Origin of the sequence: Salipiger bermudensis HTCC2601 (assembly GCF_000153725.1) — a bacterium.
GTDB lineage: Bacteria > Pseudomonadota > Alphaproteobacteria > Rhodobacterales > Rhodobacteraceae > Salipiger > Salipiger bermudensis.
In genome coordinates, this window is record NZ_DS022277.1 from 725,991 (window position 1) to 745,186 (window position 19,196).

19 protein-coding genes and 1 riboswitch are annotated in these 19,196 nt (G+C 71.0%); of the genes, 12 read left to right on the plus strand and 7 right to left on the minus strand.

Translation table 11 applies throughout. The features are described from left to right. Positions 1 to 5 precede the first annotated feature (5 nt). The 5 genes from cobN to cobJ are packed head-to-tail and all read left to right on the plus strand — an operon-like array spanning position 6 to position 6,551. On the plus strand, positions 6 to 3,305 hold the full coding sequence (gene cobN / locus R2601_RS22345; protein ID WP_007803002.1) for a cobaltochelatase subunit CobN: 3,300 nt from the start codon (positions 6 to 8) through the stop codon (positions 3,303 to 3,305). After that, positions 3,302 to 4,438 carry a ferredoxin-like domain-containing protein gene (locus tag R2601_RS22350; RefSeq protein ID WP_007803003.1) on the plus strand — a complete coding sequence of 379 codons (1,137 nt, stop codon included), beginning with the start codon at positions 3,302 to 3,304 and terminating at the stop codon, positions 4,436 to 4,438. The genes cobN and R2601_RS22350 overlap by 4 nt, the downstream gene beginning before the upstream one ends. A gap of 3 nt (positions 4,439 to 4,441) precedes the next feature. After that, positions 4,442 to 5,071 (plus strand): precorrin-8X methylmutase, encoded by a 630-nt coding sequence (locus tag R2601_RS22355; RefSeq protein ID WP_007803004.1) that lies wholly within the window; start codon positions 4,442 to 4,444, stop codon positions 5,069 to 5,071. Then, a complete protein-coding gene (locus R2601_RS22360) occupies positions 5,068 to 5,808 on the plus strand; it encodes a precorrin-2 C(20)-methyltransferase (RefSeq protein WP_007803005.1) in 741 nt (246 codons plus the stop codon). The genes R2601_RS22355 and R2601_RS22360 overlap by 4 nt, the downstream gene beginning before the upstream one ends. Further along, a complete protein-coding gene (gene cobJ, locus R2601_RS22365) occupies positions 5,805 to 6,551 on the plus strand; it encodes a precorrin-3B C(17)-methyltransferase (protein WP_007803006.1) in 747 nt (248 codons plus the stop codon). Before R2601_RS22360 ends, cobJ begins: the two co-directional genes overlap by 4 nt. Here cobJ and R2601_RS22370 read toward each other — a convergent pair. Next, positions 6,524 to 7,273, minus strand: coding sequence for a cobalt-precorrin-6A reductase (locus tag R2601_RS22370; protein ID WP_007803007.1), 750 nt, complete (start codon positions 7,271 to 7,273; stop codon positions 6,524 to 6,526). The genes cobJ and R2601_RS22370 overlap by 28 nt on opposite strands. On the opposite strand from R2601_RS22370, the gene R2601_RS22375 reads away from it, so the two are divergent. Genes R2601_RS22375 through cobF form a run of 6 tightly spaced genes read left to right on the plus strand, consistent with a single transcriptional unit; the run spans position 7,272 to position 12,398 of the window. Beyond that, entirely contained in the window at positions 7,272 to 8,483 is a 1,212-nt protein-coding gene (locus R2601_RS22375; protein WP_007803009.1) for a bifunctional cobalt-precorrin-7 (C(5))-methyltransferase/cobalt-precorrin-6B (C(15))-methyltransferase, read from the plus strand. The two genes, R2601_RS22370 and R2601_RS22375, sit on opposite strands and share 2 nt — an antisense overlap. Continuing rightward, positions 8,480 to 8,839 carry a cobalamin biosynthesis protein gene (locus tag R2601_RS22380; protein ID WP_007803011.1) on the plus strand — a complete coding sequence of 120 codons (360 nt, stop codon included), beginning with the start codon at positions 8,480 to 8,482 and terminating at the stop codon, positions 8,837 to 8,839. The genes R2601_RS22375 and R2601_RS22380 overlap by 4 nt, the downstream gene beginning before the upstream one ends. After that, the gene (gene cobM, locus R2601_RS22385) at positions 8,836 to 9,624 is read left to right on the plus strand and encodes a precorrin-4 C(11)-methyltransferase (RefSeq protein ID WP_007803014.1); all 789 of its coding nucleotides are present in this window, start codon (positions 8,836 to 8,838) and stop codon (positions 9,622 to 9,624) included. The genes R2601_RS22380 and cobM overlap by 4 nt, the downstream gene beginning before the upstream one ends. Beyond that, positions 9,624 to 10,934 carry a cobyrinic acid a,c-diamide synthase CobB gene (locus tag R2601_RS22390; RefSeq protein ID WP_007803016.1) on the plus strand — a complete coding sequence of 437 codons (1,311 nt, stop codon included), beginning with the start codon at positions 9,624 to 9,626 and terminating at the stop codon, positions 10,932 to 10,934. Before cobM ends, R2601_RS22390 begins: the two co-directional genes overlap by 1 nt. After that, positions 10,931 to 11,668 (plus strand): uroporphyrinogen-III C-methyltransferase, encoded by a 738-nt coding sequence (gene cobA / locus R2601_RS22395; RefSeq protein WP_007803018.1) that lies wholly within the window; start codon positions 10,931 to 10,933, stop codon positions 11,666 to 11,668. The genes R2601_RS22390 and cobA overlap by 4 nt, the downstream gene beginning before the upstream one ends. Beyond that, positions 11,661 to 12,398 carry a precorrin-6A synthase (deacetylating) gene (cobF, locus tag R2601_RS22400; RefSeq protein WP_007803020.1) on the plus strand — a complete coding sequence of 246 codons (738 nt, stop codon included), beginning with the start codon at positions 11,661 to 11,663 and terminating at the stop codon, positions 12,396 to 12,398. The genes cobA and cobF overlap by 8 nt, the downstream gene beginning before the upstream one ends. Here the strand turns inward: cobF and R2601_RS22405 are convergent. The 5 genes from R2601_RS22405 to R2601_RS22425 are packed head-to-tail and all read right to left on the minus strand — an operon-like array spanning position 12,395 to position 15,811. Continuing rightward, entirely contained in the window at positions 12,395 to 13,045 is a 651-nt protein-coding gene (locus tag R2601_RS22405) for an energy-coupling factor ABC transporter ATP-binding protein (protein WP_007803022.1), read from the minus strand. The two genes, cobF and R2601_RS22405, sit on opposite strands and share 4 nt — an antisense overlap. Beyond that, a complete protein-coding gene (cbiQ, locus tag R2601_RS22410; RefSeq protein WP_007803024.1) occupies positions 13,042 to 13,824 on the minus strand; it encodes a cobalt ECF transporter T component CbiQ in 783 nt (260 codons plus the stop codon). Before cbiQ ends, R2601_RS22405 begins: the two co-directional genes overlap by 4 nt. Then, positions 13,824 to 14,411 carry a NikL family nickel/cobalt ECF transporter subunit gene (locus tag R2601_RS22415; protein ID WP_007803026.1) on the minus strand — a complete coding sequence of 196 codons (588 nt, stop codon included), beginning with the start codon at positions 14,409 to 14,411 and terminating at the stop codon, positions 13,824 to 13,826. The genes cbiQ and R2601_RS22415 overlap by 1 nt, the downstream gene beginning before the upstream one ends. Next, positions 14,408 to 15,019 carry a cobalt transporter CbiM gene (cbiM, locus tag R2601_RS22420; RefSeq protein WP_007803028.1) on the minus strand — a complete coding sequence of 204 codons (612 nt, stop codon included), beginning with the start codon at positions 15,017 to 15,019 and terminating at the stop codon, positions 14,408 to 14,410. The genes R2601_RS22415 and cbiM overlap by 4 nt, the downstream gene beginning before the upstream one ends. 6 nt (positions 15,020 to 15,025) lie before the next feature. Continuing rightward, entirely contained in the window at positions 15,026 to 15,811 is a 786-nt protein-coding gene (locus R2601_RS22425; RefSeq protein WP_007803030.1) for a DUF4198 domain-containing protein, read from the minus strand. Positions 15,812 to 15,960: 149 nt separating this feature from the next. Then, a riboswitch (cobalamin riboswitch) is annotated at positions 15,961 to 16,177 on the minus strand. Between the two features lie 340 nt (positions 16,178 to 16,517). Between R2601_RS22425 and R2601_RS22430 the strand changes: the two genes are divergently transcribed. Continuing rightward, entirely contained in the window at positions 16,518 to 18,446 is a 1,929-nt protein-coding gene (locus R2601_RS22430) for a TonB-dependent receptor domain-containing protein (RefSeq protein ID WP_007803032.1), read from the plus strand. A gap of 39 nt (positions 18,447 to 18,485) precedes the next feature. Here R2601_RS22430 and R2601_RS22435 read toward each other — a convergent pair whose 3' ends face one another. Continuing rightward, positions 18,486 to 18,905, minus strand: a complete 420-nt coding sequence (locus R2601_RS22435) for a MarR family winged helix-turn-helix transcriptional regulator (RefSeq protein ID WP_040545722.1) — start codon at positions 18,903 to 18,905, stop codon at positions 18,486 to 18,488. Positions 18,906 to 19,196 lie beyond the last annotated feature (291 nt).

Here is a 19,196-nt window from a genome sequence, read left to right on the forward strand (position 1 = left end):
CCGCCATGCACGTCATCTTCCGCGAAAGCCACGGGCTCGAGGAGAGCGAGACCCCCACCGATCTCGGGCAGAGCCCGGCGGATCTGGTGGTGCTGTCGTTCTCCGACAGCGATCTCGGGGCCTTCGCGGAAGCGTGGCACCGGGCCGCGGGCGGCCTGCCGGAGCTGGGGCTGGCCAATCTCGCTGCGCTGAAGCATCCGCTGTCGGTCGACACCTATGTCGAGCAGACGCTTGCGGGCGCGAAGGGCATCCTGATCCGGCTGATCGGCGGGATGCCCTACTGGTCCTACGGTCTGGCGCAGGTGCGGGCACTTGCGCAAGAGCGAGGCATCGCGCTGGCGGTGCTTCCCGCCGACGGGCGCGAGGACGCGCAGCTCGATGCGGTCTCGACCCTGCCGGTCTCGACCCTGCGGCGGCTGGCGCATCTGTGCGACACCGGCGGCGCGGTGGCGGCGCAGGCGGCGCTGGCCCAGATGGCGCTGGCGGCGGGGCTCTATGCCGGGCCGGTGCCGGGCTCGAAGGCGCTGCCGCCGTGGGGGCTTTGGACGCCTGAAAATGGTGTGCTGGAGAGTGTGCCGCCGCGCGCTTTGGCTGATCCGCAGGGCGCGCTGGCCGGGCGCCGGGTGCTGGTGGTGGTCTACCGATCCTACCTCGTGGCCGCCGACATGGCCCCGGTCGAGGCGCTATTCGTGCAGTTCCGCGCCGAGGGGGCCGAGGTTCTGGCGCTGTTTGCGCCCTCGCTCAAGGTCGCCGCGCTGACCGATGAGATCGAGGGAGCGATCAGGGCGTTCGCCCCGGATGCAATCGTGAACCTGACGGCGTTCTCGGGTCGTGGCGAGAGCGGCGGCTCGGTGCTCGACGTGGCCGGAGTGCCGGTGTTTCAGGCCGCGCTCGCGACCTCCACCCGGCGCGCGTGGGAAGAGGCAGAGCGCGGGCTCTCACCCGCCGATCTGGCCATGCACGTGGTGCTGCCCGAGGTCGACGGGCGGCTCAGCGGCGGGGTGATCTCGTTCAAGGAGCCGGGCGCCCGCGATCCGGCGCTGCAATTCGCGCGCATGGTGCACCGCCCGCACGAAACGCAGGTGGCCGCTCTGGTGGCGCGGGTCGCGGGCTGGCTGCGCCTGTCCTCGTTCGACACAGCCAAGCGGCGGGTGGCGCTGGTGCTCTCGACCTATCCCGGCAAGGACTGGCAGATGGGCCACGCGGTCGGGCTCGACGCGCCGGCCTCGGCGGCGGCGATGCTCGAGGATCTGCGCGCGGCGGGCTATGACATTCCGGCGAAGACGGGGGATCTGCCGACCCGGCTGCAGGAGGAAGCGATGCGCTGGCCTCTGGAGGCGTACCGCGACGCGCTCGCCGCCCTGCCGCAGGCCCTGCGCGACGATCTTGCCGCCGCATGGGGGGCGCCGGAGGATGATCCCTCCTGCGAGGACGGTGCGTTCCGTTTCCCGGCGGTCGAGCTTGGCGCGGCGCTGCTGGCGCTGCAGCCCGAGCGCGGCACGCCCGCGCGGCGCGAGGACGACTACCACGATCTGCAGCGCGTGCCGCGCCATGGCTACGTGGCGTTCTGTCTCTGGCTGCAGGGCCGGGCCGACGCGCTGGTGCATATCGGGGCGCATGGCACACTGGAATGGCTGCCGGGCAAGTCGGTGGCGCTGTCCGAGCGCTGCTGGCCCGAGGCGCTGACCGGCGCGCTGCCGGTGATCTACCCGTTCATCGTCAACGATCCCGGCGAGGCGGCACAGGCCAAGCGCCGGATCGGCGCGGTCACGCTGGGCCACATCCCGCCGCCGCTGAAACCGGCCGGCACGCCGGAGCGGCTGGCCCGGCTCGAGGCGCTGCTGGACGAGTTCTCCAATGCCGACGGGCTCGACCCGCGCCGCCGCAACCGGTTGCAGGGCGACATCCGGGAAGAGGCGCGCAGCCTCGGGGTCGAGGACGATCTGGGCCTCGATGCCGCCGGGTGCAGCGCCGAGGCGATCACCCGCATCGACCGCTTCGTCTGCGATGTGAAGGAAAGCCAGTTCGGTGAGGGGCTGCATGTCTGGGGCCGCCCGGCCCACCCCGGCGCCCCGTTCGAGACCGCGGCCTCGGTCGACGCGGAGCGCGCCGCGCTGCTTTCGGCGCTCGAGGGCCGGTGGATCGCGCCGGGGCCGTCGGGCTCGCCCTACCGGGGCCGGGGCGACGTCCTTCCGACCGGGCGCAACCTCTTCACCACCGATCCGCGCGCGGTGCCGACGCGCGCCGCCCACGCGCAGGGCGTGCGCCTCGCCGACGAGCTCGTCCGGCGGCACCTGCAGGACGAGGGCGACTGGCCGCGCGGGCTGGTGGTCGATCTCTGGGGCTCGGCCACCATGCGCACCGCCGGCGAGGAGTTCGCCATGGCGCTGCACCTGCTGGGTTGCCGCCCGGTCTGGGACGCGGGCAGCGAGCGGGTGAGCGGCATCGAGGTGCTGCCCATCGCCGAGCTCGACCGCCCGCGCATCGACGTCACCCTGCGCGTGTCGGGGCTGTTCCGCGATGTCTTTCCGACGCTCTCGGCGCTGTTTGCCAGCGCGGTGCGGGCGCTCACAGCGCGCGACGAGGCGGCGGATTTCAATCCTTACGTGCTGCGCCCCGGCGCGCGAGTCTACGGGCCGCGACCGGGCAGCTTCGGGCTGGGGATGCTGGACGCGCTCGAGGATTACAGCGAGGACGGGCGCCGCCGCGCCGGGGAGGCGTGGCTGGCGGCCTCGAGCTGGGCGCTCGATGGCGAGACCGCGGCGCATGATGCGGCCGGGCTGCGCCGGCAGGTCGCCGCGGCGGACGGTTTCGTGCACCCGCAGGACCTGCCTGAAAGCGACCTGCTGCTGGCCGCCGACTATGCCGCGCACGAGGCGGGCTTTGCCGCGGCCAAGGAGATCACAGGCGGCACGGCGCGGCTCTACCATCTCGACAACACCGATCCCGCGCGCCCGCGTGCGCGCGCCCTGAGCGAAGAGGTTGCGCGCGTCGTGCAGGCCCGCGCAGGCTCGCGCGGCTGGATGCAGGGGATGCGGGCGCATGGCTTTCGCGGTGCCGCCGAGATCGCCGCGACGCTCGATCACATGGCCGCCTTCGCGCATCTCGCCGGGGTCGTGGGGCCGCATCTCTTCGATCTCTATTACGAGGCCACGCTGGGCGATGACGACATCGCGGGGTTCATGGCCGAGGCCAACCCGCAGGCGCTCGAGGCGCTGCGGGCGCGGTTCCGCGCGTTGGCGGAGGCCGGGCTGTGGCAGACCCGGCGCAATTCGATCCGTGCCGCGCTGGAGGCGGGGGCATGATCGGGGTGAAGGGCTGGTGTCCGGGCGCGCATCGCCCGATGATGTCGGGCGACGGGCTGGTGGTGCGGGTGCGGCCAAGGCTGGCGCGGCTCGACCGGGCGCAGGCGTTGGGGCTCGCGGCACTGGCGCAGCGCTTCGGCAGTGGTGTCATCGATCTGACCAGCCGCGCCAACCTGCAGATCCGCGGCGTGGCCGAGGCCGATCACGAGGTGCTGCTGCAGGAGTTGGCGCGGCTTCATCTGCTCGATGCCGATGCGAGCCTCGAACGCCGGCGCAACGTGCTTGTCACGCCGTTCTGGCAGCGCGGCGATCTGACTGAGCGCCTCACGCGGGCGCTGCTCGGGGCCTTGCCCGCTCTGCCGGAGCTGCCGGCCAAGGTGAGCTTTGCCGTCGACACCGGCGCGGCGCCGCTGCTGGGGGGAGCTTCGGCGGATGTCCGGTTCGAGCGCGGGTCCTCGGGCCTGATCCTGCGCGCCGACGGGGCCGCACGCGGCAGGCCGGTCACGGAGCAGGACGCGATCCCGGCGCTGCTCGAGATGGCGCGCTGGTTCGACGCAAACCGCAGCGACAGCGCGCGGCGGATGCGCGCGGTGCTCGGACAGGCGCGTTTGCCCCAAGCGTGGCAGGCGGAGCCGCCCTGCGCCGCCGGGCCGCCCCCCGAGCCGGGCCCGCACGCGGCGGGCATGGTGATCGGCGCGGCCTTCGGGCAGTTCGACGCCGCCGAGCTGGCGCGGCTGCTGGGCGAAAGCGAGGCACCGGCGATCCGCGTGACGCCGTGGCGGATGCTGATGCTCGAAGATGTGGCTGACGTGCCTGCCGGACCGTTCATCACCGCTCCCGGCGATCCCCTGCTTGGCGTCGATGCCTGCCCGGGCGCGCCGTTCTGCGCCTCGGCCAGCGTCGAGACGCGGCCCTTGGCCCGAAAGCTGGCCGCGAGACTGGCCCGCGATGCCGCGGGACCGGGCGGGCTGCACGTCTCGGGCTGCGCCAAGGGCTGCGCCCGGGCGCGCCCCGCCGCCCGCACCCTCGTTGGGCGCGACGGCCGGTTCGACCTCGTCGAGAACGGCTGCGCCGGCGACCCCCCAAACCGAACCGGGCTCAGCCCCGAAGACCTTGTGACCGGAGCCATTTAGCCGATGACCTATACCTACAAGACCGACGGCGCGGCGATCTATGCCGAGAGCTTCGCCACCATCCGCGCCGAAGCCGCGCTCGACCGGTTCCCCCCCGAGGACGAGCCGGTCGTGGTGCGCATGATCCATGCCGCCGGCATGGTGGGGCTCGAGGCGCGTGTGAAGTTCTCAAAGGGCTTCACCGACCGCGCCCGGGCCGCGCTCGGGGCCGGCGCGCCGATCCTGTGCGACGCGCGCATGGTGTCGGAGGGCATCACCCGCCCGCGCCTGCCGGCGGACAACCGGGTGATCTGTACCCTGCATGATCCGCAGGTGCCCGCGCTGGCCAAGGAGATGGGCAACACCCGCTCCGCCGCCGCGCTGGAGCACTGGCGGCCGCATCTGGGCGGCGCTCTGGTGGCGATCGGCAACGCGCCGACGGCGCTGTTCCACCTGCTCAACATGCTGCAGGACCCCGGCTGCCCGCGCCCGGCGGCGATCATCGGCTGCCCGGTGGGGTTCGTGGGCGCCGCCGAAAGCAAGGCGGCGCTCTGGGCCGACCAGCCGGCGCCCTGCTGCGTGGTCGAGGGCCGGCTCGGGGGCAGCGCCATCACGGTCGCCGCCGTCAACGCCATCGCGAGCCGCGCCGAATGAGCGGCGCGGTCACCCCCGGCACGGTCTACGGCCTCGGGCTCGGCCCGGGCGATCCGGACCTGATGACCGTGCGCGCCGACCGGCTGCTGCGCGGCGCGCGCCACGTGGCCTTCTTCCGCAAGGCCGGGCGCAAGGGGCAGGCGCGCGGCATCGTCGAGGGGCTGCTTCCCGACGGCGCGCAGGAGCTGCCGATGGAGTACCCGGTGACCACCGAGATCCCGTTCACCGACCCCGAGTACAACCGGCTTCTGGCGGAGTTCTACGAGGCCTGCACCGAGCGGCTCGCGGCGCTGGCCGAGGCCGGCGAGGACGTGGTGGTGCTCTGCGAGGGCGATCCGTTCTTCTATGGCTCGTTCATGCATCTCTACATGCGGCTGGCCGACCGGGTGCCGCTCGAGGTGGTGCCGGCGATCACCGGCATGTCGGCGGCCTGGACCGCGACCGGCGCACCGATCACCTGGGGCGACGACATGCTGAGCGTGCTGATGGGCACGCTGCCCGAGGACATGCTCGCCGCGCGCATGGCCGAAAGCGACGCGCTGGTGGTGATGAAGATCGGGCGCAACCTCGACAAGGTGCGCCGGGCGCTGCGCCGGGCGGGGCGGTTCGATGCCGCGTGGCTGGTGGAGTTCGCCTCGATGCCGGGGCAGAGCGTGCAGCGCCTCGCCGAGGCCGCGGGCCGGGTGACGCCCTATTTCTCGATCATCGTGGTGCATGGACAGGGGCGGCGGCCATGACCGGGCGCGTGGTGGTGGCCGGGCTCGGACCCGGTGCCGAGGCGCTGGTGACGCCCGAGGTGCGCGCGGCGCTCGACGAGGCCAGCGACGTGATCGGCTACATCCCTTATGTCGCGCGCGTGGCCGACCGGCCCGGACTGGTCAAGCACGCTTCCGACAACCGGGTCGAGCTGGACCGGGCGCGCCATGCGCTCGAGCTGGCGGGGCAGGGGCGGCGCGTGGTGGTGGTCTCGTCGGGTGATCCCGGCGTCTTCGCCATGGCCTCGGCGCTGTTCGAGGCGGTCGAGGCCGGGCCGCCCGCGTGGCGCGATCAGCGCATCGAGGTGCTGCCGGGGATCACCGCCATGCTGGCGGCGGCGGCGCGGGCCGGGGCGCCGCTCGGGCATGATTTCTGCGCCATCAACCTGAGCGACAATCTCAAGCCATGGGCGCTGATCGAGAAACGGCTGCGGCTGGCGGTCGAGGCGGATTTCGCCATGGCGCTCTACAATCCGCGCTCCAAGGCGCGGCCCGAGGGCTTCGTCCGCGCGCTCGACCTGCTCCGGGAGGCCTGCAAGGACGCCCGGCCGGTGATCTTTGCCCGCGCGGTGTCGACCTCCGAGGAGACGCTGCGCGTGGTGCCGCTGCCCGAGTGCCGGCCCGAGATGGCCGACATGCGCACGGTGGTGCTGGTGGGTTCCTCCCGGACCCGGGTGATCGCGCGGGAGGGCGCGCCCTACGTTTTTACCCCGAGATCGGCATGACCGAGCCAGCGCATCACCGCCTGCGGATCGTGGGTCTCGGCCCGGTCGGGCAGGGTGGGCCGGTCGATCATCAGCACCGGCAGCCCAAGCTGGCGCGCGGCGGCGATCTTGGCCACCGCGCCGGGGCCGCCGGCATTCTTGGCGACCACGAGCTCGGTGCCATGCGCGCGCATCAGCGCCACATCGCCTGCGAGCGTGAAGGGGCCGCGCGCGACGACGCAGTCGTGGCGCGGCAGCGGCACCGCCTCCGGCGCATCAACGAGGCGCAGCAGGTAGTGATGCTGCGGCTGCGCGGCGAACGCCTCGAGATGCATCCGGCCCACCGCGAGAAAGACCCGCATCGCGGGGCGGTCGAGCCCCGCCACCGCGCCGGCGATATCGGGCACGCGCTGCCAGCGATCCCCGGCAAGCGGCTGCCACGGCGCCCGGCTGAGCGCGAGGAGCGGCAGGTTCAGCGCGGCGCAGGCCTGCGCGGCGTTGCGGCTCATCTGCGCGGCGAACGGGTGGGTTGCGTCGATCATGTGCGTGATGCGCTGCTCTCGCAGGTAGCGCGCCAGCCCCTCCGCCCCGCCGAACCCGCCGATGCGCGTCGGCAGCGGCTGCGCGGCGGGCGTTCTGGTGCGCCCTGCGAGCGACAGCCGCGCCGCGATACCGGCCCCGTCCAGCAGCGCCGCGAGGGCCGAGGCCTCGGTGGTGCCGCCAAGCAAGAGGGGGCGCGGCATGTCTGGTGAGGCCATCATGGGGGATCCGTGGCTGACGATTGTCGGGCTCGGCGAAGATGGCGCGGAAGGGCTGCCGCCCGCAAGCCTTGCGGCGCTCGATGCGGCGGAGGTCGTGATGGGACCGCCACGCCACCTCGCGCTGCTGCGGGAGGGGCAGGCGAGAGGCATCGCCTGGCCGGTGCCCTTCGCCGACGGCATTCCGCCGCTTCTGGCCCTGCGCGGGCGGCGGGTGGTGGTGCTGGCCTCGGGCGATCCGTTCTGGTGCGGCGCCGGCACGGTGCTGGCGCGTCATCTGGATCCCGGGGAGTGGCGCGCGCTGCCCGGCCCGTCCTGCGTCTCGCTGGCGGCGAGCCGGATGGGCTGGGGGCTCGAGGGCGTACTTTGCCTCGGGCTGCACGCCGCCCCCCTGAGCCGGCTGCGCCCGCATCTGGCACCCGGCGCGCGCGTGCTGCTGACCCTGCGCGACGGGGACGCGGTTGCGGTGCTTGCGGGCGTCCTTTGCGAGGCGGGCTTCGGCGCCTCGCAGGCCACGGTGATGGAGGCGCTCGGCGGCCCGCGTGAGCGGATCACGACCAGCCGCGCAGATGCCTTGCACGGCAATTTCGCGCATCCTCTGTGTGTCGCGCTGGAGGTGGCGGGGCCGGGGGCCGCGCTGCCGCTCGCCTCGGGGCGGGGCGACGACTGGTTCGAGAGCGACGGCCAGATGACCAAGCGCCCGGTGCGGGCGCTGACCCTGTCGGCGCTCGCCCCGAGGCTGGGCGAGCACCTGTGGGACATCGGCGGCGGCTCGGGCAGTATCTCCATCGAGTGGCTGCTGTCGCACCCCTCGCTCAGCGCCACCGCCATCGAGTCGCGCGCCGATCGGGCGGACCGCTCCCGCGGCAACGCCTCGCGGCTCGGCGTCGACCGGCTGCAGGTCGTCACCGGGGCGGCGCCTCAGGCGCTCGACGGGCTTCAGGCGCCGGATGTGGTGTTCGTGGGCGGCGGGCTCGATGCGGCGCTGCTCGGCTGGCTCGAGGCGCGGCTCGCGCCGGGCACACGGCTTGTCGCCAACGCGGTGACGCTCGAGACCGAGGCGCTGCTGCTCGCCGCGCAGGGAAGGCGAGGTGGCGATCTGCTGCGCATCGAGCTGGCAACTTCGGCGCCGCTCGGGCCCCGCCGGGGCTGGACGCCGTCGCGGCCCGTCGTGCAGTGGAGTGTGACGTTGTGATCGTCGCCGGGTTCGGATTCCGGGCAGGGGTCAGCGCGCAGAGCCTTGCCGACGCGCTGGCGCTGACCGGGGCGGCGCCCGACGCGCTCGCCACCGCCGAGGACAAGGCCGCGCACCCCGCGTTCCGCGCCCTTGCCCACGCGCTGAACCTGCCGGTTCACGCGCTGCCTGCCGCAGCGCTCGACCAGCCGACCGCGACGCGCTCCGCCGCATCCCTCGCGGCGCGGGGCACCGGCAGCCTTGCCGAGGCGGCGGCGCTCGCGGTGGTGGGCCCGCGCGCGCGGCTGCTTGCACCGCGCCAGATCTCACCCGACAGGATGGCCACATGCGCCATCGCGACAGGAGACCCCGAATGACGGTTCATTTCATCGGCGCCGGCCCCGGCGCCCCCGACCTGCTGACCCTGCGCGGGCGCGACCTGATCGCGGCCTGCCCGGTCTGCCTCTATGCCGGCTCGCTGGTGCCCGAGGCGGTGCTCGCGCATTGCCCGGAGGGGGCGCACATCGTCAACACCGCGGCGCTCGACCTCGATGCGATCATGGCCGAGATCCGCGCCGCGCACGCGGCAGGCCAAGACGTGGCGCGGCTGCATTCCGGCGATCTCTCGGTCTGGTCGGCGATGGGCGAGCAGCTGAGGCGGCTGCGGGCCGAGGGCATCCCGGTCTCGGTCACGCCGGGCGTGCCGGCCTTTGCCGCCGCCGCCGCCGCGCTCGGCACCGAGCTGACGCTGCCGGGACTGGCGCAGTCGGTGGTGCTGACGCGTACGCAGGGCCGGGCCAGCGCGATGCCGGAGGGCGAGACGCTGGCCAATTTCGCCGCAACCGGCGCGACGCTGGCGCTGCACCTGTCGGTGCAGAACCTCGCGACCGTGGTGGCCGAGCTTGCACCGGTCTATGGCGCCGACTGCCCGGTGGCGGTGGTCTACCGGGCGAGCTGGCCCGACGAGCGGATCCTGCGCGGCACGCTTGCCGATATCGAGGCCCGGATGGAGCCGCAGATCACCCGCACGGCGCTGATCCTCGTGGGCCCCGCGCTGGCTGGCGAGGGCTTTGACGAAAGCTGCCTCTACGCCCCGGATTACGACCGGCGCTACCGCCCGCAAAGCGCCTCGAGCCCGTGGTCGGGCTGGAGCGAAGACTGATGCGCGGGGTTCTGATCTCCGCCCCGTCCTCGGGCACCGGCAAGACCACGGTGATGCTGGGACTGTTGCGCGCACTCTCCGAGGACGGGCTCGCGGTGCAGGGGTTCAAGTCGGGCCCGGACTATATTGACCCGGCCTTCCACCGCGCCGCCTGCGGGCGGCCCTCGTTCAACCTCGACAGCTGGGCGATGGGCGAGGGGCTGCTCTCGGCCATTGCCGGGCAGGCGGCGGGTGCCGATATCTGCGTCGCCGAGGGCTCGATGGGGCTCTACGATGGGGTCGCGACCCGCGGCCTCAGCGGCTTTGGCACCAGCGCCGAGACCGCGCGGCGCATGGGCTGGCCGGTGGTGCTGGTGCTCGATGTGGGCGGGCAGGCGCAGAGCGCCGCCGCCACGGCGCTGGGGTTCCGCAGCTACATGCCCGATCTGCCCTTCGCCGGGGTCATCCTCAACCGAGTGGCCTCCCCCCGGCATGAGCGGCTGATCCGGGCGGGCATGGAGCGCGCCGGCCTGCCGGTGCTGGGCGTGCTGCCGCGGCGTGGCGACCTGACCCTGCCCGAGCGCCATCTGGGCCTCATTCAGGCGGTGGAGCATCCCGATCTCGAGGCCGCGATCGTGGGCTACGCGGCCTTCCTGCGGGAGCATGTCGATCTGGCGGCGATCCGCGCCGCCGCCTCCGGCCATCCGCTGGGCGAGGCCGGGCCGCTGCCCGCGCCGCCCGCGCAGCGCATCGCGCTGGCGCAGGATGCGGCGTTCTCCTTCACCTATCCGCACCTGCTCGAGGGCTGGCGCGCGGCGGGGGCCGAGATCCTGCCGTTCTCGCCGCTGGCCGACGAGGCCCCCGATGCGCGCGCCGATCTGGTCTGGCTGCCCGGCGGCTACCCGGAGCTGCACGCCGGCCGGCTGGCCGCGGCGCGGCGGTTTCGTGCGGGGCTGTGCGCCCATGCCGAGACCCGCCCGGTGCATGGCGAATGCGGCGGCTACATGGTGCTGGGGCAGGGGTTGATCGACAAGGAGGGCACCCGGCACGAGATGGCGGGCCTGCTGGGGCTGGTGACAAGCTACGAGCGGCGCAAGTTCCACCTTGGCTATCGCCGCGCGGTACTGCACGCGCCGTTGCCCGGCCTCGCGGCGGGCACCGCCCTGCGCGGGCACGAGTTCCACTACTCGACCATCCTCGAGCAGCCCGATCCTGCCCTGGCCGAGGTCGCGGATGCCGACGGCGCTCTGGTGCCGGAAACCGGCTCGCATCGCGGCCCCGTCAGTGGCACCTTCTTTCACCTGATCTCGCAGGAGGAGCGCGCGTCATGAGCGGATTCGTCAGTTTCGTGGGGTCCGGCCCCGGCGATCCGGAGCTGCTGACCCTCAAGGCCGTGGACCGGCTGGGCCGCGCCGAGGCGGTGCTGTTCGACGATCTCTCCGCCGGGCCGATCCTCGCCCATGCCAACCCAAAGGCGGATCTCGTCGGGGTCGGCAAGCGGGCCGGGCGGGCCTCGCCCCGGCAGCACCATGTCAGCCGGCTGCTGGTCGAGTATGCCCGCACCGGGCAGCGCGTGGTGCGGCTGAAATCCGGCGACAGCGGGCTGTTCGGCCGCCTCGAAGAAGAGCTTCTGGCGTTGCGCGAGGCTGGCATCGGTTACGAGATCATCCCCGGCGTGCCGTCGGCGGTGGCGGCGGCGGCGGCCTGCGGCATTCCGCTGACCCGGCGGCTCACCGCGCGGCGGGTGCAGTTCGTCACCGGGCACGGCGCCACCGGCGCGCTGCCTGAGGATATCGACCTTGCGTCGCTCGCGGATGCCGGCGCCTCGACGGTTGTGTTCATGGGCAAGCGCACCTTTCCCAAACTCGCCGAGATGTTGTTTGCGAGGGGCCTGCCGCCCGAGACCCCGGCGCTTCTGGCCGAGGCGGTCTCGACCCCCGAGCAGCAGCTCCACCGCAGCACCGTCGCCACTCTGGCCGAGCGCCTTCAGGCGGGCTTCGCCGACGCGCCGGCGCTGATCCTCTACGGGCCGCTGGCCGAGGTCGGGGTGGGCTTCGATGACTGAGCTCTGGCTGATCGGCATCGGCACCGGCAACCCGGCGCAACTGACGCTCGAGGGCCGGCAGGCCCTGCGCGAGGCGGCTTGCGTGCTGCTGCCGCGCAAGGGGCCGGGCAAGGACGATCTCGCGCATCTGCGGCTTGCGATCCTCGCGGACTCCGGCAGCGCCGCCGAGGTGATCCCTTTCGACATGCCGTTGCGCGACGAAAGCCTGCCCTATGACGAGCGGGTCGCGCGCTGGCACGAGGCCATCGCCGCGCGCTGGCAGGCGGCGCTGGAGGACGCGCCCGAGGGGCCGGTGGCGCTCTTGGTCTGGGGCGATCCGGGGCTTTACGATTCCACCCTGCGCATCGCCGCGCGGCTGCCGGGACCGCCACGTCTGCGGGTGGTGCCGGGGATCACCGCCCTGCAGGCCCTGACCGCCGCCCACGCGACCCCGTTCAACACGATCAACGGCGCGGTCACGGTGACCACCGGCCGGAGGTTGCGCGACGGGGGCTGGCCCGAGGGTGCCGAGAGCGTGGCGGTGATGCTCGACGGGGCGTGCAGCTTCCGCTCGCTGCCGCCCGAGGGGCTGCGGATCTGGTGGGGGGCGTTTCTCGGGATGCCCGAACAGATTCTCGAACACGGAGCGCTCTGCGAGGCTGGACCGCGTATCGTGGCACGGCGAGCCGAGGCCCGTGCCCGGCATGGCTGGATCATGGACACCTACCTGCTGCGCCGCGAGCCGGTCTAGACCGGCACCAGACGCCCGTCGCGCAGCTCCAGAGCCTCGGGTGCCAACGCCGCGCGGAAAGAGGGGGCGTGGCTGACCAGAAGGATCGCCTGCGGCAGGGCACACAGGATCTCGAGCAGGCGCGCCTCGTTCTTGGTGTCGAGCGCGTTTGTCGGCTCGTCGAGCAGCAGCGCCTCGGGCTCCATCGCCAGCACTGCGGCCAGCGTCACCAGACGCTTCTCGCCCCCCGAAAGCTTGTGGGTGATGCGCCCTTTCAGGTGCATGAGGTCGAGATCGTCCAGAACCTTGTCGACGATGGCCAGCGCTTCGTCCCGAGAGCGTCCGAGATTGAGCGGGCCGAAGGCGATGTCCTCGGCCACGGTCGGGCAGAAGAGCTGATCGTCGGGATCCTGAAAGACCAGACCGACGCGGCGCCGCAGCTCGTGGAAATCGGCCTCTTTCGAGCGTGATGTGCCGAACGCGGTGATCGTACCCGAGTCCGGCGCCTGCAGCCCCATAATGATCCGCAGAAGGGTCGACTTGCCCGAACCGTTGGGCCCGGTCAGGGACAGGCGCTGGCCGGGCGCAAGGCGGAGCGAGGCCCCGTCGAGCACCGGCGGATGGCCGGGGTAGGCAAAGCGGATGTCCCGCAGATCGAGCAGCGTCATAGGGTATCCAGCAGCAGAAGGCCAAGGCAGAGAGCGGTCATCGCCGCGCCGACGACCCGGTCGCGCCTGGTCAGTGCGAAGTCCTGCATCAGAAGCAACCGGCCCGAGAAGCCCCGGCATTTCATCGCCCCGAGGATGCGCTCGGAACGTTCGATGGCCCGTACCAGCATCATGCCGACAAGATAGCCGAAGCTGCGATAGGTGTGCCAGTTGCTGCCGGGGCGGAAGCCGCGCACCTTCATCGCGCCGCGCAGGCGCAGGTATTCCTCGCGCAGGACCTCGATATAGCGGATCGTGAACATTAGCAGGTGCACCAGTGTTTCGGGGCAGCGCAGCCTGTGCAGCGCGTGGCCCAGCGTCACCGGCTCGAGCGTTCCGACCAGCACCATCAGGGCGAGGATCACCGCATTGGCGGTCAGCGCGATCTCGACCGCCTGCCAGAGCCCTGCCCAGCTGGCGGTGAGGCCCCAGATCGTGACGATCGGAGGGCCCGGGACCGAGAACGGCAGCAGCACCAGCATGAACAGAATGAAGCCGTCCATCATTGCCATCCGCTTCAGGGTGGGCACCGGTGGCAACCGCGACGCGGCAAGCAGCAGCAGCGCCGTGGCCAGCGCGGCGCAGAGCGCCGGCAGCGAGGTCAGCGCCACCGTGACGGTGCCGAAAAGGCAGGCCATGACGATGCGCAGACGCGGATCGAGTGCTCCGATGATCCCCGCCCGATCGCTGTCGCCGGCCTCGGAGAGGGTCGCCTCGCGATGTCCGAGCGCATGTGCCATCAGCCCGCGAGCCTGCGCCGTGCGGCAAGGTAGAAGCCCAGCCCGAACAGCCCGACGATATAGCCGATGCCGCCGAGGATGGTCTGCAGGTCGTTGTGCTCTCGATAGGCGGCGATCTCGCGACGCAACGGGCGGATCTCGTTGCGCACCGCCTCGGCGATGGCCCGTCGCCGGGTCTCGGCAAGCGCGGCCATGCTGGCGCCGGCGTCGGCGGCGGGGGCAGGAGCGGCGGGCGGTTCGGCCTCCGGGGTGGCGGGTGCGGCGGCACCGAGGATTCCCGCCACCTCTTCGGCCGGCATGGTGACTTCGGCCACGTGACCGGCTCCGAGATCGGCACGGAAGGTGTGAGCGACGGGCGCAGTCGGGACGAAGAGGAAGAAGCCGTCCTCGTCGGTGATCGTGCGGCCAAGCTCGGCCCCGTCCGGCCCGGTCACGACGACCTCGGTCCCCGCGGCCATGTCGCCGTTCGAGAAGCCGAGTTCGCCCTCGATGGCATCGCCGGACGGAAACACACCGGCGACGACCTTGTGGGCCAGAGCGGGCAGTGGCGCGCAGAGCAGCGCCGTGATCAGGAAAAGATGTCTCATGCGATGGCGTTCCGGGTGAAGAGCTCCGGTTTGACCTTGCGGGCGAGCAGCACGGCAAAGCCGGCGAGCAGCGCCTCGATGACCATGACCGGAAGATGGGCGAAGAACACGAGCTTTGCGGCGGGCAGGAACGCGTCTCCCGACAGCGCCAGCGACAGCGCGACCATCGCGGTTGTCCCCGCGATGGCGAAGCCACCGCCAAGGCCGCCCCAGAGCGCGCCCTGACCGGGAGTGCCGCGCCCGATCAGCCGCCCGAAAATCAGCCATGCCAGCATCGCTGGCAGGGCGATGTTGAGGGTGTTGATCCCAAGGACCGTGAGCCCGCCGAAGCCGAAGAATACCGCCTGCAGCAACAGGCCGACGAAGAGCGCCGGAAAGGCGGCCCAGCCGAGCAGCAGCCCGGCCAGCCCGTTGAGGATCAGATGCACCGAGGAGGGCCCGATCGGCACGTGGATCAGCGACGCGACGAAGAAGCTTGCAGATAGAACGCCCGCGGTCGGGATCCGGTCGATGTCGAGCGATCTCAGGCCCATGGCGATGCCACCGGCGGCGGCGATGCCGCCACCGAGGACCACCGCGTTCGACAGGGCGCCGTCGACGATGTGCATGCGCGCCTACTCCAGATCCCAGGCGCGGATCCAGATCACCGCGTCCTGGCTGAGTTCCTTGCCCTCGTGCTCGGTCTCGGGGCCCGAGCCTAGCGCGGCAAAGCCCCAGTAGCCGGCCTTGGGGACGCCGAAGGTGAAGTAGCCATTGGCGTCCGAGACCGCCACCACGGCCCCGCCCGGCAGCGGCGACACGGTGGGCTCGGAGGACGCCGCGCTCTGCATGTCGGGCTCGGCCGCCATGTACTCGATCTCGATTTCTGCCCCGGCAACCGGGGCGCCATCGGCGACAACCTGGCCTGTGAAGGTGCCTCCGGAGATGACGTTGTAGGGCTTGTTCAGCGGGATGATCTCGGTTGGCAGGCCGACCGGCTGGTCCCAATCGGTGGGCAGTTCGTTGCGGTTCAGGAAGGCCTTGGTGATCTGCTGGATATAGATCTCCTCGGACTCCTCGTAGTAGGGCTGCGGCACCGTCACCAGCACGTAATCGCCCGAGCGCCTGACCGGCACCGTGCCCCGGAAGGCCGCGCCCTCGTTCTCGCCGCCGCTGAACATGACCGGTTCGAGCGTGCCGAGAAGATCTGTCTTCTCGCCGTTGTGGATCATGAAGAACGCTTCGGGCGTCTCCAGGTCCATCACGTGGCCGTTCTCGAACGGGTGCCAGAAGATCAGCTTCACCGGCACATCGCCAGGCGTCTCGATCATCGTGTCGGTGGTGTATTCCAGCAGAAAATGCGCCTGCGCGGCTGCCGGGATGGCAAGCGCCGCTGCTGCGGCAATCAGGGTCGTCTTCATCAGGCTCGTCGTCCTTGTCCTTTGCGCCACACCCGGCGCAACTGTCTTTGAGACATCGGGACAAGAGCTTGCGATCCTCGCGCGCGGACAGGGCCGGCACCACGCGGATCCGCTCTGGCGCTCACCCCGACGCCCGGCTTGGCGCCCGTTCCAGGGGCGCGTATCCGGCAGGTCTCCTGACTTGCGGGTCATCGCGCGGGCTGGCCTTCCCGGATTGCTCCAGTGGCACGATCAGCCGTTGCTCGCCGCTTACAGTTGCGGGGGCAGTCGCAGAATTGGCCGTGACCGAATGGCCCGTGCCGCACTGCGTTCCCTTCTTGCGCCCGGGGCAGAGACTGCACCGGGACCGGATATGCGTCAGTGATGCCAGAGTTTTGCCGCACGCGTCAATCGGCGTCTCGCTGCAGGGCAGCGAGACGCGCCCACCGCGACCCTGTCAACGACCTGCGGCAGCCACTCGGGCTGCCGGGGCTTGCCGCTGTGCTGATGCAGGCAGCCCACCATCCGACATTCCCGGTCGGAGCCCGGCCGAGGCACCCTCCGGGCGTGGCCATCCGAAGTCGCCACCAGTCGTCTTGGCAAGTTTGCAACATCGTTTGGAAACCTGAAACATGCAATTGCATGTTATGCCATGCCCGGAGTAAGCGAACGTCAAGCCAGGCCCTGCCCAGCCAACCTTTGGGAATTTGTGAGGGGAACAGGGATCATGGCATCGACCATCACCAAAACGGTATTGCTGGCCGGCACCGCAAGCGCGGCGTTCGCGGCGCAGGGCTGGGGGCAGGAGCTTGAGGGCTACTACGCGCTAGACCCGTTGTATTTCGAACAGCTTGACGGCCTTGCCGGCGCCGCGGACCGCGCCACGTCGATGTACGTGTCGGGGCGCGAGCTTGAACATGCGCGCACCGGCGATCTGAAGGACCTGTTCTCCGGCATTGCCTCGGTGAGCGTCGGCGGGGCCATTCCCGTCGCCCAGAAGATCTTTGTCAACGGCGTCGACATGCTCAATCTCGGCGTCGTGGTCGACGGCACCGCGCAGAACAACCGCACCTTCCATCACGCCACCGCGAACGCCATCGACCCCGGCCTGCTGGAAGAGGTGCGTGTCGATGCCACCGTCTCGCCCGCCGATGCCGGGCCCTATGCGCTGGCCGGCTCGGTGGTGATGGAGACCGTGGACCCTGAGCGCCTGCTGGACGAAGGGCGCAACTTCGGCGGCAATGTGCGCCTGAGCTACGGCGACAACGGCGAGACCTTCCAGCGCGCGCTGACGCTTGCGGGCCGCACCGGCGGGCTGTCGGTGCTGGGCTATGCCAAGCGTGCCACCGGCGAGGACTATGTCACTGGCGATGGCGACACCATGGGGGGCACCGCCGCCGATCTCGACAGCCTGCTCGGCAAGATCGCCTACGAGAGCGAAAGCGGTCATCGCATCGAGTTCTCGGGCCAGCAGCTTCGGGATGACACGTTGCGCCAGTACCGGGCCAATTTCGGCGGCGACGACTCGGACCTGCGCACCTACGACACCACGCGCACCAGCTATTCGCTGCGCTACGAGAACACCGCCGCCACGGGGCTGTGGGATCCCTCGGCGCATCTTGGCTATTCCGAGAGCGATATCATCGTCGAAGAGCCATATGACAGCAACGGCCTGTCCTGGACCAAGTCGGCGACGCTGATGAACACCTTCAACCTCGCGACAGGCACGGTCAACGCGGGCTACGACTGGCGCGAGCGCTTCGGCGAATACGACAGCCCCGCCTTTGACGAGTACCAGACCGAACAGAGCGTCACTCACGGCCTTTTCGCACAGGCCCGTCTGCAGCCGACCGACGCGCTCGGCCTGTCCTTCGGCGCGCGCTACGACTGGCAGGAGTTCGAGGGCGTCACCGGCGAGGAGGTGTCCCATTCCGGTGCCTCGGGCAACCTTTCGGCGACCTACGCGGTCACCAATGAGCTGACGCTGCGCGGCGGTGTCTCGTCGGTCTTTGGTGGCATCGACATCGAGGACAACTACACCTATTGGGAGTTCCTGCCGCCCTTCGACTATGGCACGCTCGATCCGTCCCGCGCCCGCAATGCCTCGCTGGGCCTCGACTGGGAGCGCGGCAGGCTCAAGCTTGGCGGCGAGCTCTTCATCACCCAGATCGACAATGCCCGCGGCGGCACCGACAATTTCGACTTCGAGAGCCGCGGCTTCAACATCGGCGCGAGCTACGGCTGGGACAGCGGATTTGCCCGTTTCACTCTTTCGAAAAGCGACACCCGCATCGACGGAGACCGGTCCGACAGCTACGACCAGCTTGATTTCGGTGCGCCGCTCGGCACGGTCATGGCGTTCGAGATCGATCAGGAGACCGGCGTAGATGGTCTGAACGTTGGTGGCGGCATAGATGCCGCGCTCGATTACGAGATGCCCTCGGGCCTCGAGGATCTCGAGGGCTACACCGTCGTCAATGCCTATGCCGAGTACGTGCCGCCGCAACTCGACAACATCACCGTGCGCGCGTCCGTCGACAACCTGTTCGACACGGAATACGCGGATCGCGCCACCTATGGCAGCGACTACGTCGGCTTCACCACGCTCAAGGAGCCGGGTCGGACGTTCTCCCTCACCGTCGTCGGACGCTTCTGAACACCGCACCGCGCCCGCAGGTCGGGCGCGGTGCCCCATTCAGGGATAGAGCCGGATCAGCATCCGTGACAGCGCATAGGCCTCCTCGGTGCTCATCCGTGGACCAAGCCGCGCGCGAATGGCCTCCTCGTAGACCGTCCAGAGGCGTGCGTGCAGCCCTTTCCCGGCCTCGGTCAGCGCGAGCATCTGCCCGCGCCCCGGCCCCGGTCTCGGGCTGCGGCGAATCCAGCCGGTCGCCTCGAGCCGGGCGGCGTGTCGTGAGAGCGAATATTGCGGCATGAACAGCTTGTCTTCGAGTGTGGCCATTGCGATGCCATCCGGGCCGGCGCGCTCGAGCTCGAGCAGGATCTCGTACCAGACCGGATCGTCGACGCCCTCGCCCTTGAGCGCGCGGGCGATCTCGGGGCCAAGGCAGCGCTGGATCCGCAGAAGATTGAACCAGACGCGGTTGTAGGCCATCTCGTCGTAGGAATCTGATGCGAATGCCGGGTGCCTGCTGTCGGTGCCTTGCGCGCTCACGTCGGGTCTCCAGAGTGTTTCCGGGATCGGGATACCCGGCCCGGGCCGGCGGGCCAAGGCCCGGCAGCGATGCTGGCGAGCGACGCGCACATCTTGCCCCCGACCACGCTTCTTTCCGAGCGAGGGGGGGAGGGACCAGCCTGTCGGTCGAGGCGCCGGAGACAGGGAGGTTGGTTCAGCCCGCTTGTCGCTGAGGCCGCAGCCGCCAGTCTTCGGAACGGATCGGCCGCC

Coding starts and splice junctions, on each gene's coding strand:
- cobN (WP_007803002.1), top strand. CDS start 6: ATGCACGTCATCTTCCGCGAAAGCCACGGGCTCGAGGAGAGCGAGACC.
- R2601_RS22425 (WP_007803030.1), bottom strand. CDS start 15,811: ATGAAGACGACCCTGATTGCCGCAGCAGCGGCGCTTGCCATCCCGGCA.
- cbiQ (WP_007803024.1), bottom strand. CDS start 13,824: ATGGCACATGCGCTCGGACATCGCGAGGCGACCCTCTCCGAGGCCGGC.
- R2601_RS22430 (WP_007803032.1), top strand. CDS start 16,518: ATGGCATCGACCATCACCAAAACGGTATTGCTGGCCGGCACCGCAAGC.
- R2601_RS22350 (WP_007803003.1), top strand. CDS start 3,302: ATGATCGGGGTGAAGGGCTGGTGTCCGGGCGCGCATCGCCCGATGATG.
- R2601_RS22405 (WP_007803022.1), bottom strand. CDS start 13,045: ATGACGCTGCTCGATCTGCGGGACATCCGCTTTGCCTACCCCGGCCAT.
- cbiM (WP_007803028.1), bottom strand. CDS start 15,019: ATGCACATCGTCGACGGCGCCCTGTCGAACGCGGTGGTCCTCGGTGGC.
- R2601_RS22435 (WP_040545722.1), bottom strand. CDS start 18,905: ATGGCCTACAACCGCGTCTGGTTCAATCTTCTGCGGATCCAGCGCTGC.
- cobA (WP_007803018.1), top strand. CDS start 10,931: ATGAGCGGATTCGTCAGTTTCGTGGGGTCCGGCCCCGGCGATCCGGAG.
- R2601_RS22390 (WP_007803016.1), top strand. CDS start 9,624: ATGCGCGGGGTTCTGATCTCCGCCCCGTCCTCGGGCACCGGCAAGACC.
- R2601_RS22370 (WP_007803007.1), bottom strand. CDS start 7,273: ATGCCGCGCCCCCTCTTGCTTGGCGGCACCACCGAGGCCTCGGCCCTC.
- R2601_RS22360 (WP_007803005.1), top strand. CDS start 5,068: ATGAGCGGCGCGGTCACCCCCGGCACGGTCTACGGCCTCGGGCTCGGC.
- cobM (WP_007803014.1), top strand. CDS start 8,836: ATGACGGTTCATTTCATCGGCGCCGGCCCCGGCGCCCCCGACCTGCTG.
- cobF (WP_007803020.1), top strand. CDS start 11,661: ATGACTGAGCTCTGGCTGATCGGCATCGGCACCGGCAACCCGGCGCAA.
- R2601_RS22355 (WP_007803004.1), top strand. CDS start 4,442: ATGACCTATACCTACAAGACCGACGGCGCGGCGATCTATGCCGAGAGC.
- R2601_RS22415 (WP_007803026.1), bottom strand. CDS start 14,411: ATGAGACATCTTTTCCTGATCACGGCGCTGCTCTGCGCGCCACTGCCC.
- R2601_RS22375 (WP_007803009.1), top strand. CDS start 7,272: ATGTCTGGTGAGGCCATCATGGGGGATCCGTGGCTGACGATTGTCGGG.
- cobJ (WP_007803006.1), top strand. CDS start 5,805: ATGACCGGGCGCGTGGTGGTGGCCGGGCTCGGACCCGGTGCCGAGGCG.